Source organism: Bacillus sp. DNRA2 (genome assembly GCF_012843265.1).
GTDB lineage: Bacteria > Bacillota > Bacilli > Bacillales > Cytobacillaceae > Bacillus_BU.
The window spans coordinates 24,333-37,095 of the sequence record NZ_JABAIT010000012.1 but is presented as its reverse complement, the minus strand read 5'-3'; the positions used below and the strand labels follow the sequence as shown (position 1 = coordinate 37,095).

The window sequence follows — 12,763 nt, the reverse complement described above, 5'->3', positions numbered from 1 at the left end:
AAATTAATTGAATATTTTATTGAAATATCTATATTTTGAATCTGTTGGGATTTTTTGAGGAAGTGGAGGTGCATTTTGTTTTATTAGAAAAACAAAAGGACAGAAACCAGAAAAATTCGGGGTTTCTGTCCTTTTGTGAACATGAAGTGTTTATTTTTCAATGTGATGTTTAGATCATGAGGTGCATACTCTTGGCCTCATGCATTAATTCCTCACGAAACTGGGGATGGGCGAGATTAATCAAGGCTTTTGTGCGCTGTGAAAGGCTTTTTCCTTTCAATTGAGCAATTCCAAACTCTGTAACAATATAATCAACATCGTTTTTTGAAGTCGATACAACAGAACCAGATGTGAGCGCTGGTTTAATCCGCGACATCGTTCCGTTTTTGGCAGTGGAGTGGAGACATATGAAGCCTTTCCCGTTTTTGGCAAATTGAACCCCACTACCAAAATCAGTTTGACCGCCAGTGGAACTGTAATACTTTCCAGCCACGGTTTCTGAGGCACATTGTCCATAAAAGTCAACCTCGGTGGTAGCGTTGATTGAGATCATATTGTCTTCTCCGGCGATTACCCGAGGGTCATTAACATAATTGACTGGGAGCATTTCCAAACCATCGTTATGATTAATAAACTCATAGAGCTTATTTGAACCAAATGCAAATGTCGCAACGATCTTACCAGGATGAGTTTGTTTTTTCGCACCGGTTACAACTCCGATTTTGGCAAGTTCGGCGACACCATCTGTTAGCATTTCAGTGTGTATCCCTAAATCACGATGATTTTTTAGTAGACTTACAACAGCATCAGGAATCCCACCAATTCCGACTTGAAGTGTCGAACCATGACCAATCTGTTCTGCAACATACTCGGCAATCAAGCGATCAGTTTCTGTAACAAGCGCCGGTTGTAATTCCACCAAAGGTTTATTGGCATGAACAAATCCTAAAACCTGTGAAAGATGGATTGAATTAGTGCCGAAAGTTCGGGGCATAAAGTCGTTGATTTCTAATATAAACGGAACTTTTCCGATAAAATAAGCTGAGTAAGCCGCTTCTGGGCCAAGTGAAAAATAGCCATTTTCATCCATGGGTGTTGCCTGACAAATGACAACCGGTTTCTTTGTCGTCTGCTCTAAAAGTCTCGGCATTTTATGAAAATGATTTGGGATAAGCTCACACGTTCCATTTGCGAACGCTTTGCGGGCAAAACGATTTAAGAAATAGGAAATGTATTGAATTTGTGGATGAATTCCATGCATGTATTTTCTGTCTTTTAATTCGAGCATTTGATGGATGCGAAGAGCTGAAAAACGGTGTGGATTTTCATCAATGGTAGATAAAATGTAATCAGGTTCTCCGTTAGCAAGTGGAATGATTAGATCTGAATCATCAGGTATAAGGGCGAGAATTTCTCCGATTGCTTTTTGTTTGTCTTTATACAGATCCATTCGCAAAATCCTTTCATCATATATGTCGTAATAGTAGTTTACCAAAGAGATACACTAAAAAGTAGAACTACACGACAAAATATTGTTATTATATATAAGAACAAGGCGATTTCTGGGGATTGTGTAAATAACCCCCGGATTTTGGAATTAATGAAAATAGGATGATTGGTATGATGACAACAAAATCGAAAGAATCAAAGAAAATTGCAAGATACTCATTATTAGTGATGGGAGTAGGATTTTTAGGAACGATTCCTTATCAAGACTATTTCTGGGTTAATTTATTACAAGGAGGCTTTGAAGCGGGACTTGTGGGCGGTTTAGCCGACTGGTTTGCAGTAACAGCTTTGTTTCGGCATCCGCTTGGGATTCCAATTCCACATACAGCACTACTTCCCAAAAATCGTGACAGAATGACAAATGGGCTTGTTACAACGCTTAAAACCGATTGGCTTTCAAAGGAAAGCATTCAGGATAAAATTAAGCAAATCAAGTTTACAGATATTTTTATCGGAAAGATTGAAAAAGAGCTTCATACAGAAGCGTTCCGTCAAGGGTTGGTCACTGTCATGAAAAAATTGATTGACTATATTGATGTCGACAAATTAACCCCAGTTGTCAAAGAACAACTATTCGCTAATGCTGCAAAAATCAATACAAGCAAAATCTTGAAAACTGTTAGTGATCACTTATTAAAAGAACGATATGATGAGCGAGCATTAGACGGAGTCCTCGTAAAGGCAGAGAATTGGTTAAACGAAAGAGAGACGACCTATAAACTAGGCTCTGTATCCATGAATATGCTCGATAAAATTGAAGTAGACGGTATTCTTCAATTTGCGCTTAATTCAATGAGGAATTTATTAAGCGAAGAAAAGCTTGGTAGTATTGTGAAGAAGTTATTGCTCAGTGGCGTGAATAGCTTGCAAAAGCCCAATGATCCTAATCGGGATGCTATTCTTATTTATATTCGAAACGAATTACAGAAAGCGTCAGAAAATGATGATTTACTGGCAAGCTTAAATAAATGGAAAAATCAATTCCTGGCAAATTGGGAGCCAGACGAAACCATCTCAAAAACATTGAAGCAGTTTAAGTTAACAGCAATTGAACTCGTCGAAGATGATGCCTTTTGCGATCGATATCTTATGCCGTTAGTCGAGAACATTTTAGCTAATGTTAAGGAACAGGACGCTCGAATTGATACTTGGCTCCAAAAACAAATTTCATTATTAGTTGAAAACAACCACGAACAAATCGGAAAGCTTGTAAAAGAAAACCTGGATAAGCTTGATAATGAAACACTTATCAATACAATGGAAAACAACATCGGTAAAGACCTGCAATGGATTCGCGTCAATGGTGCTGTTTGTGGCTTTTTCATTGGGATTTTCCTTACTGGAATCCAGTCGATTGTTAGATTAATGTAACGTAAACAAAGAACAATTCCTCCATAAAAAATGACGGAGGAATTGTTTTCATTTTTTCATTCATTTGAAAAAATTGGTGAATAATGGTGGAAAGTGTATTGACATCATAAATGATTGTTGTTAAAATCTACTAAACTGATAGGAATAAACGAGATTAAAAACAAAAACAGCTGACTGGAAAACCAGAGGCCTTAACTTCAAATCCACATAGGGTTTGAGGTTAAGGCTTTTTTGTTTTTAATTGACTGATTTATTCCTTGTTGATTGGAACGGAAGCCGCAAGACTTTAGCGAAGATCAGCAAAAAATCTAGCAATCAAAAGGGGAGAGAATGTTGAGCGTAAGTAATCAAACGATTCGAAATGAGCGGGATGCCAGATTAGTAGAATACGCTGAGCGTGTAGCAGCACAAATTCAAAAGACCGCTTCATTATACGATGAAACCGGTGAATTTCCGTTCGAGCATTTTCGAATTTTGGAAAAGCAAGGCTTTTTTAAACTTACGATTCCAAAACAATACGGTGGTGAGGAATTATCATTATATGAAATTTTGCTAGTCCAAGAACGATTGGCAAAAGCATCTGGTTCAACAGCACTAGGGGTTGGTTGGCATTTAATGACCTTTTTCAGTTTAAGTCATTTCCGTCCATGGAAGGAGAGTGTATTTGAACGTGTGTGCAAGGCTGCGGTTGAGGAGGGCTCATTATTAAATGTTTATGCGACTGAACGTGCCTCCGGAAATATAGTTAGAGGAGGCAAACCGGCAACGATTGCAAGAAAAACTGCTAATGGTTACATCATTAATGGAAGAAAAGCATTTGCGACCTTGGCGCCAATCGTAAACCATTTTACAGTTTTAGCCTATCTCGAGGAGGAAGATAAAGTAGCAGAATTCCTCATTGAAAAAAATGATTCAGTTAGAGTAATTGATACTTGGAATGTGCTTGGGATGAGGGGAACAGGCAGCCAAGACATTGAACTTAACAACGTTTTTGTCCCGGAAGAGGCATTGTTAGCCTATTCTGTTAAGGACGTGCCAAATCGGTTTACCGGCCACAGCAGTGCTTATACGCTGCAGCTACCGGCAATTTATCTTGGGATTGCAACCGCTGCGAGAGATTTCATTATCCAATATGCAGAGGAAAGATTTTCTCCAAGCCTTGGCAAAAACATCATAGAAGCACCACATGTACAGGAAAAATTAGGTGAAATCGAGATTTTAATAACAGTATCTAGAGCCATTTTATACGGGTTAGCTGAAAAATGGGATACGCATTTTCAGGTGAGAGATCAATTAGGAACAGAAGTTGCGATTACGAAATATTCAGTGTGCAACAACGCCAAAAAAGTAGTTGAGTTGGCCATGAGTATTGCGGGTGGCCATTCATTATCAAAGGATTTACCTCTGGAACGATATTTCCGTGATGTTCAATGCGGCGCTTATAACCCACCGTTAAATGATATGGTCGTCAGTCTTGCTGCGAAAACTGCTATTGAACAGTATCAGAGGAATAAAATTATTTCATCCATTACAGTTTAAGAAGGGGTATGAAAATGAGCGAGAAAAGAAAAATGCATTTAGGTGCTTTTTTTCAAACATTTTTGGGACATCACTTAGCGGCATGGCGCTATCCGGAAACACAATCAGAAGAGGTAACAAGCTTAAGCCTTTACAAGGAAATTGCGGAGCTATCTGAAAAGGGAAAATTCGATTTGCTTTTCTTAGCCGATGTATTGGCCCACAATGATGAGGATATTGCTTATACTCCACAAATTCGCTTGGAAGCAACAGCGGTGATGGCGGCTTTGGCTTCTGTAACCAATAAAATTGGGCTTGTTGCAACGTTATCGACGACCTTTAATCATCCATTTAATGTTGCGAGAAAATTTGCAACGATTGATCACTTGAGTGGGGGGAGAGCGGCATGGAATGTTGTGACGACTGCACATGATCATGAAGCAGAAAATTTCGGTCTGAGAAAGCAGCTTGAACATTCACTCCGTTATGAACAGGGGGCTGAATTCGTTGAGGTAACCAAGAAATTATGGGATAGCTGGGAGGATGACACACTCCTGATTAATCGTGAAACAGGACAATTCCTTGATGCTAGCAAAATTCACCCGATTCATCATAATGGGAAATTTTATCAAGTAAAAGGCCCAATAAACATTCCACGATCGCCGCAAGGACATCCTGTCATTGTAACAGCAAGTGCATCTGAGGATGGTCGAGCGTTTGCTGCGAAACACGCGGATATTTTATTTACGATTGCACCTTCAACGATTGCTGAAGCAAAGCTTGAGTATGATGTGATGAAGCAAAAGGTTGCAAGGTTTGGTCGTGATCCGAAGCAGTTTGCCATCATGCCGGGAATTGTTCCGTTTGTAGGTAAAACAAAACAAGAAGCTCAAGAAAAATTTGAGCACTTCCAAGAACTCATTTTACCTGAATTAGGAATCGGTTGGTTGTCACGCTATGTCGAGCACGACTTATCACAGTATGCACCAGATGATTATTTGCCAGAATTAAAAAGTATTGATCAAGTCAATGGCGAAAAGGGCCGTTTTGAATTACTGGCAGATTTGGCAAGAAAAGAGAATTTAACGATTAGACAATTAGCTAATTACTTTGTGCAAAGTCAGGGCCATTTATTCGTTGTCGATTCAGGTGATGCTGTTGCAGCAAAATTAAGTGAATGGTTCCTTTACGGTGCGTGCGATGGATTTAATGTAAAATTCCCGTACTTCCCTGGTGGTGTGAAGGACTTCGTCGATTATTCGATTCCAGAACTCCAAAATCGTGGCGTATTTAGAACTGAATATGAAGGAAATACCTTACGTGAGCACCTTGGCTTAGATTTTCCAAAAGTCCAGACTAAAGTTGAGGCCTAGCATTGTTATTTGTATAAAACCAACTAAACATATATGAAAACACAGAGAAAAACATGAAATTACGATCAAAGAAAAGTCTTTTGATGTATATGAAACGAGGTATTAAGATGAAATATGGATTTTGGGCACCTATTTTTGGGGGCTGGTTGCGAAATGTTGAAAACGAAAATATGCCTGCGACCTTTGAATATGTGAAGGAGGTTGTTCAAACAGCAGAGCAGCTTGGTTTTGATATGACGCTCGTTCCTGAACTATTTTTAAATGATATTAAAGGTCCGGAGGCAGATGTCCTTGATGCATGGTCAACAGCAGCTGCTTTAGCAGCTGTTACGGAAAAAATCGAAATATTAACGGCGATTCGACCAGGCTATCACAATCCAGCTGTCATTGCCAAGCAGGCGGCAAATATTGATCATATCAGTAATGGTCGCTTTAATTTAAATCTCGTATCAGCATGGTGGGAAGAGGAAGCACGCCAATATTCAGGTCAGTTCACAGCTCACGATGATCGATATGATCGGGTCGAGGAATATATTGATGTCTTAAAAGGTCTATGGACTCAAGATAGCTTTTCCTATGATGGTAAGTATTACCACGTTGAAAATGCGAGACTATATCCAAAGCCAGTGCAACGCCCGCATTCTATTCTTTACGCGGGAGGAGAAAGTGAGCGCGGTAAAAAGGCGATTGTGGAGAAATGCGATGCCTACGTTATGCATGGTGGAACCGTTCCAGAAATTGCCGATAAAATAGCAGAAATGCAGCGTTTAAAACAAGAGGCTGGCAAGGAATCTTTTTCTCGATTCGGGATGGCCGCTTATGTGATTTGCCGTGATACCGAAGCAGAGGCAACAGCAGAGCTTGCGCGGATAACTGATGTGAAAGCAACCAGCGGTTATGCTGGATATGACGATTTTAAAAATAAATCACAGCTTGAAATTGATTTGGCGTTGCAAGATTATTCTGTATCCAATCGTGGTTTACGTCCAAATTTAGTCGGCACGAAAGAGCAAATCGCTGAGCAAATTTTGGCGTTTGAAAAAGCGGGTCTTGGTTTGTTAATTTTACAATTCTCACCACATTTAGAGGAAATGAAACGGTTTGCAGAGGAAGTTATTCCGTTAGTCGAGCTTAAGCGTCAGCAAGTAAAGGCGAAATGAAATAAATTAACAGATGAGGAGATTCACAATGAGTAAGATATATATTATTCATGAGAACAGTGAATGGACTGTTCATTTAACAAACAGATTAACAGAATTAGGGTTACCGTTTGAAGAATGGCATTTAAGCAAAGGCCTGTTTGACTTATCAGAAGTACCGCCACAGGGAATCTTTTACAGTCGAATGAGTGCCTCATCGCATACGCGGGATCATCGCTATGCACCTGAATTAGCTGATAATCTATTTGCTTGGTTAGGGCAGCATGGTCGAAAAGTATTTAATGGAAGTAATGCGCTTAGCCTTGAGTTAAGCAAAGTGAAACAATATGCTGCATTGACAAAAGCAGGCATAAAAACGCCGCGAACTTTGGCTGCCGTTGGGAAAGAAAATATCATTAAAGCAGCTGAGAAGTTAGCAACAGAATCGTTTATTACCAAACATAATCGTGCAGGTAAGGGTTTAGGTGTTCAATTATTCTATTCGATTGAAGCATTGAAAGATTATGTTTATGGATCAAGCTTTGATGAACCGGTTGATGGGATTATGCTCATTCAGGAGTATATAGACTCGCCTGAGAAATACATTACCCGTTGCGAATTTATCGGAGGCAAATTTGTCTACGCGGTTCAAGTTGATACATCAGGTGGATTCGAACTATGCCCGGCAGATGCGTGCAACATCGGAGATTTATTTTGCCCAGTTGGAGAGAAGGTAGAAGAAAAACCGAAGTTTCAGATTCAAAGAGACTTCAATGATCCAATTGTTGCTCAATATGAGAAATTTTTAAAAGAAAATCATATCACAGTTGCAGGCATTGAGTTTATCAGAAATGCGCAGGGTGAAGTATACACTTACGACATCAATACGAATACGAATTACAATAGCGATGCAGAAAAAGCAGCTGAGCAATATGGAATGCTCGAGTTGAGTAAATTCTTAGGTGGACAACTCGCGCAACTTCAAGAGGTTTCATTAGAGTCATAGTCTTGGGGTTCGAGTGGAACTGGATTCGAACGTGGTGAAATAAAGGGGGTTATAAGAATGAGTGATGGAAGACAGAACCAATTCCATTTTGATACAATCGCCTTGCACGAAGGTCAAACGGTAGATCCGATTACCCGCTCTCGGGCAGTACCTATTTATCAAACGACGTCGTACGTTTTCGATAATACGGAACACGCAGCTGACTTATTCAAAATGGAGGGGGAAGGCTATATTTATTCCCGAATTTCCAACCCAACCATCGATGTGTTTGAAAAGCGGCTGGCGGCACTGGAGGGTGGTGTAGGAGCCTTTGCGGTCTCATCTGGACAAGCAGCCATCACCCTAGCATTATTGACAATCGCCAAAGCAGGGGATGAAATTGTTGCCACTAGCGCACTGTATGGCGGCACAGTATCATTGTTTACAAAGACATTTCCGAGGTTTGGGGTCACGGTTCGTTTTGTAGATGGCAATAATCTCGCGGCAGTTGCATCAGCGATAAACGAAAAAACAAAAGCCGTCTATACAGAAACAATCGGGAATCCAAGTTTGAAGATTGCGGATATTGAGGGACTTAGTGAGCTTGCTCATCGTCATGGTATTCCACTTGTGATTGATAATACTTTCACCACTCCATATTTAATTAAGCCAATTCTGTTTGGAGCTGACATTGTGATTCATTCGACGACGAAATTTATTGGTGGGCACGGTACGTCGATCGGTGGGGCAATTGTTGATGGGGGTAAGTTTGATTGGACAAACGGAAAATTTCCTGAGTTAACGGAAGTTAATCCAAATTTAAACCAACGCTCGTTCGTTGAAGTTGCCGATAACAGAGCGTTTATTACCAAGGTCCGATTCGAGTTGGGCCATGATTTAGGTGCGTCTTTATCCCCGTTTAATGGTTGGTTATTTATTCAAGGCTTAGAGTCGTTATCGTTTCGGGTGAAGCAGCATGTTTATAACGCCCAGCGAGTTGCTGAATATTTGGCTAAACATGATCAAGTAGAGTGGGTGAATTATCCAACACTAGCGGGAGACGCGCAGAATTCACTGGCTAAGAAGTATTTGCCTAAGGGTGCTGGGTCAATATTCAGTTTTGGGATTAAGGGTGGCTTAGAGCCTGCCAAAACATTTATTAACTCAGTTAAGCTCCTGAGTCATGTGGCAAATATCGGTGATTCGAAGACATTGGTGATCCATCCGGCGAGCACTTCTCATTCGCGGTTAACATTAGATGAACAGCTACGCAGTGGGGTCACGCCTGAATTGGTGCGGATTTCAGTTGGACTTGAAGACGTTGACGATATTTTGGCTGATATCGACCAAGCGTTGAAATTAGCAAGTCAGACGGCTGAAAAAGTAAGGTAACCTTAAAAACATTAACTTTTTAACATATACATGTTGACAATATAGAAATATGTGGTAAATTAAACTTATAGTTTTAATAGGTTTTAAATCTTTCAAAAAAGCGATCCAATAAAATAAAATAGATCTCCTGCCCACTGGTCGTCCAAGAGGCTCACATGATTCAGTAACAACTGAAATGTGAGCCTTTTTGTTATCATCATAAGTGAAGGATCGTGAAAAAATGAAACATACCTTTAAAACCTATTATAACTATATGTATAGTAAAAAAAGATTGGGGTGAAGGCGTGAAGGTATTGGATAGTTTGCTCAAACAATATGGAATTAGTCTAGCCCACAGGTCGTCCGAGAGGCTCACATAAATCAGTTGAAAAACTGAAATGTGAGCCATTTTTATTATCAAAAAGTTAGGAGTGAAGTCGATGTCGGCTGTTGAAAAAATACGATTTGATCATGTCACTAAAACATTCCCCATCCGCGATGAAACTAAAAAAAATGGCACGAAAGAATTCACTGCGGTAAAGGATATAAATTTCACCGTTCATGATGGGGAATTTATTACCCTGGTTGGTCCAAGCGGATGCGGTAAATCAACCCTTCTCGATCTGTTAGGTGGTTTAACCAAGCCAAGCCACGGGCGTATTCTAATCGATGGGAAGGAAATTACGGGTCCAGGATTAGACCGAGGTACAGTTTTTCAACAATATGCTTTGTTCCCATGGAAAACTGCTCGAGGAAATATTGAATTTGGACTAGAGGCGAAGGGCATTTCGAAACGTGAATGGAAGGAATTGGGGGATTATTATTTAGATTTGGTTGGATTAAAACAATTCGCAGATCGATATCCTCATGAATTGTCAGGTGGTATGAAGCAGCGGGTGGCGATTGCCAGGAGTCTTGCCTTTAATCCGGATGTGCTTCTTTTGGATGAACCGTTTGCAGCACTTGATGCACAAACACGTGAAACCCTTCAAGCCGAACTTTTGCGAATTTGGGAAAAAACTAGGAAAACAATTCTATTCATTACACATGGGATAGACGAGGCTGTATATCTTGGTCAGCGAGTGGTCGTTTTGACAGCTAATCCAGGCTCAGTAAAGAAAATAGTCAATATTCCTCTAACCAATCGGTTGGATGTTGCAGATATTCATGCTACTCCAGATTTTATTAGTGCACGTCATGAAGTATGGAACCTGTTACATGAGCAAGAATTTGTGGGGGCAAATATTTAGAGGGAGGGATTCTTTGTGGCTACTATAGTCCGAGAAATAGAATTTGAAGAACCAAAGCAGACCAAAACTTCCTCCGTTTCTATTTTTCAGTTAACAGCAAAGCTATTTAAGCAATCCATTTTGTTAATCATTTTAGTATCGTTATGGGAAATCGCCCCCCGCACCGGATTGGTAAATCCAGAGTATCTTCCCCCATTTTTAGAAGTAATAAAAGCAGGAGGGGAAATGGTCTTATCAGGTGAGCTATGGACACATTTTTCGACGAGTATAACACGGTCAATTTATGGATTTCTTTTAGCTTTGGTAGTCGGGATTCCGCTTGGATTACTAATTGGATGGTATCCATTAGCAAGGGAATTATTAAATCCGACATTTGAAGTATACCGAAACACTGCGACATTAGCTCTGTTACCAGTGTTCATGTTAATCCTTGGGATTGGGGAAGCATCGAAAATTGCGATTGTATTTTACGCTTCAACATCCGAAATCTTACTACTAACGATAACTGGTGTGAAAAATGTTGATCCATTGCTGATCAAATCGGCTCGGTCCATGAATCTATCAGCGTTTAAGTTATTTACAAAGGTTGTTTTACCGGCAGCGCTTCCTACCATCTTTGTTGGAATTCGCATGGCAGGTACGGGATGCATTTTAGTGTTAATAGCGGCAGAAATGATTGGTGCAAAAGCAGGATTAGGATATTTAATTACCTTTGCGCAAAATAATTTCCAGATTGCAAAAATGTTTGCAGGCATTTTAACAATTTCGATGTTGGGGTTACTTGTTAATTTTGGATTAACCTCGTTGGAAAAAAGATTTTCGAAGTGGAAGCAACAACCTAATCTAAATAAGTAGAATAATATTTTTTTTAAAATAAAACTGATTAATTCTATAGGAGTGATGGGAATGACGAAAAAACAAATGAAATTAGGATTATTTATTAAACTACCAGGACAACATGTTGCTAGCTGGCGCCATCCTGGTGCTGCCACAGACAGTATTTTTAATCTAGATTTTTTGACTGGAATTGCCCAAAAAGCAGAAGAGGCAAAATTTGATACGATCTTTTTTGCTGACGTATTTGGCTCAAACGTTTCTGAGGGTTCATCAAATGCATTGAAACTTGACCCAGTCATTCTCATTTCGGCATTAGCAGCAGCAACTAAAAATATCGGATTAACAGCAACCTTAACGACAACTTACAATGAACCATTTCATGTGGCTCGCAAGTTTAGTGCAATTGACCATTTATCGAAGGGGCGCGCGGCTTGGAATGTTGTCACATCGAATAATGATCGCGAAGCGCTGTTATTTGGCAAAGAAAAACATTTGGCACACGCCGATCGCTATGAACGGGCTGAGGAATTTGTTGAGGTAGTCAAACAGCTGTGGTCCTCAATCGAAGCTGACGCTATCATTAATGATCGGGAAAATGGAAGATATTTAGATTTAGCTAAAGTCCATCCTGTTGATCATAAAGGAAAGTGGTTTAACGTGAAAGGAACATTGGATTCTCCATCAACACCACAAGGTCATCCGGTCATCGTTCAAGCTGGTTCATCAGAAGCAGGAAAGGAACTTGCTGCGAAAACAGCTGAAGTGATTTTTACCGCTTGGCAAACGCTAGAAGAGGCACAAGTTTTCTACAGGGATGTAAAAGGGCGGTTAGCGAAATATGGTCGTAATCGAGAAGACTTAAAAATTATGCCGGGTGTGTTTATTACGGTCGCCAAGACAGAGGAAGAGGCGCTTGCTAAGCGTAAGCAATTAAACAATTATATATCACCAGAAGTTGGCTTAGCCTATTTATCTAATTTCATACGTCAGGATTTATCTGGTTTTGATGTGGATGCACCATTACCTGAGCCGGGTGAGCATGAAGACAAAACGAATCCTCAAGTCCGGTCTAGTATTATCCGCCGAATTGCTGAAAGGGAAAACCTACATACCCTTCGCGAAGTATATGAACATATTGCAGGTGCTCGGGGTCATCGTGAAATCGTCGGAACACCAGAGCAGATAGTCGACCAATTAGAAGAATGGTTTTTAAATGAAGGCGCAGATGGATTTAATATTATGCCTCCGACTTATCCAGAAGGCTTTAATGATATCGTCGAATTGGTGATTCCAGAACTTCGACGTCGTGGATTATTCAGAACCGAGTACGAAGGCGCAACTTTACGTGAAAACCTCGGACTAAAGGTTCCTGAAAATCCAAATAAGAAACAATCACAAACAGTTTGAGAG

The 12,763-nt window shown here is 40.1% G+C and carries 10 protein-coding genes; 9 read left to right on the top strand and 1 reads right to left on the bottom strand.

Translation table 11 applies throughout. The annotated features are described in order from the left end of the window. Positions 1-169: 169 nt before the first annotated feature. Positions 170-1,450, bottom strand: a complete 1,281-nt coding sequence (locus tag HHO41_RS11655; protein ID WP_169098739.1) for an acetyl-CoA hydrolase/transferase family protein — start codon at positions 1,448-1,450, stop codon at positions 170-172. Between the two features lie 161 nt (positions 1,451-1,611). Between HHO41_RS11655 and HHO41_RS11650 the strand changes: the two genes are divergently transcribed. From HHO41_RS11650 to HHO41_RS11610, 9 genes are all read left to right on the top strand, one after another. Beyond that, complete coding sequence (locus HHO41_RS11650) at positions 1,612-2,880, top strand: DUF445 domain-containing protein (protein WP_169098737.1); 1,269 nt, start codon at positions 1,612-1,614, stop codon at positions 2,878-2,880. 333 nt (positions 2,881-3,213) lie between these two features. Next, entirely contained in the window at positions 3,214-4,419 is a 1,206-nt protein-coding gene (locus HHO41_RS11645) for an acyl-CoA dehydrogenase family protein (RefSeq protein ID WP_248278436.1), read from the top strand. 14 nt (positions 4,420-4,433) lie between these two features. Further along, positions 4,434-5,771, top strand: coding sequence for an LLM class flavin-dependent oxidoreductase (locus HHO41_RS11640; RefSeq protein WP_169098733.1), 1,338 nt, complete (start codon positions 4,434-4,436; stop codon positions 5,769-5,771). A 107-nt stretch (positions 5,772-5,878) separates the two neighbouring features. Next, positions 5,879-6,931, top strand: coding sequence for an LLM class flavin-dependent oxidoreductase (locus tag HHO41_RS11635; protein ID WP_169098731.1), 1,053 nt, complete (start codon positions 5,879-5,881; stop codon positions 6,929-6,931). Between the two features lie 28 nt (positions 6,932-6,959). Then, positions 6,960-7,916, top strand: coding sequence for an ATP-grasp domain-containing protein (locus HHO41_RS11630; protein WP_169098729.1), 957 nt, complete (start codon positions 6,960-6,962; stop codon positions 7,914-7,916). 57 nt (positions 7,917-7,973) lie between these two features. Further along, positions 7,974-9,287 carry an O-acetylhomoserine aminocarboxypropyltransferase/cysteine synthase family protein gene (locus tag HHO41_RS11625; protein ID WP_169098727.1) on the top strand — a complete coding sequence of 438 codons (1,314 nt, stop codon included), beginning with the start codon at positions 7,974-7,976 and terminating at the stop codon, positions 9,285-9,287. Between the two features lie 419 nt (positions 9,288-9,706). Continuing rightward, positions 9,707-10,516, top strand: coding sequence for an ABC transporter ATP-binding protein (locus tag HHO41_RS11620; protein WP_169098725.1), 810 nt, complete (start codon positions 9,707-9,709; stop codon positions 10,514-10,516). 15 nt (positions 10,517-10,531) lie between these two features. Then, a complete protein-coding gene (locus HHO41_RS11615; protein ID WP_481747094.1) occupies positions 10,532-11,371 on the top strand; it encodes an ABC transporter permease in 840 nt (279 codons plus the stop codon). Between the two features lie 51 nt (positions 11,372-11,422). Beyond that, positions 11,423-12,760: an LLM class flavin-dependent oxidoreductase gene (locus HHO41_RS11610; RefSeq protein WP_169098723.1), complete on the top strand. Its 1,338-nt coding sequence runs from the start codon at positions 11,423-11,425 to the stop codon at positions 12,758-12,760. Positions 12,761-12,763: the final 3 nt, after the last annotated feature.

What these genes read in the sequence shown, in the direction of transcription:
- HHO41_RS11655 (WP_169098739.1), bottom strand. Translation starts at nt 1,450, where the DNA reads ATGGATCTGTATAAAGACAAACAAAAAGCAATCGGAGAAATTCTCGCC.
- HHO41_RS11650 (WP_169098737.1), top strand. Translation starts at nt 1,612, where the DNA reads ATGATTGGTATGATGACAACAAAATCGAAAGAATCAAAGAAAATTGCA.
- HHO41_RS11640 (WP_169098733.1), top strand. Translation starts at nt 4,434, where the DNA reads ATGAGCGAGAAAAGAAAAATGCATTTAGGTGCTTTTTTTCAAACATTT.
- HHO41_RS11635 (WP_169098731.1), top strand. Translation starts at nt 5,879, where the DNA reads ATGAAATATGGATTTTGGGCACCTATTTTTGGGGGCTGGTTGCGAAAT.
- HHO41_RS11630 (WP_169098729.1), top strand. Translation starts at nt 6,960, where the DNA reads ATGAGTAAGATATATATTATTCATGAGAACAGTGAATGGACTGTTCAT.
- HHO41_RS11625 (WP_169098727.1), top strand. Translation starts at nt 7,974, where the DNA reads ATGAGTGATGGAAGACAGAACCAATTCCATTTTGATACAATCGCCTTG.
- HHO41_RS11620 (WP_169098725.1), top strand. Translation starts at nt 9,707, where the DNA reads ATGTCGGCTGTTGAAAAAATACGATTTGATCATGTCACTAAAACATTC.
- HHO41_RS11610 (WP_169098723.1), top strand. Translation starts at nt 11,423, where the DNA reads ATGACGAAAAAACAAATGAAATTAGGATTATTTATTAAACTACCAGGA.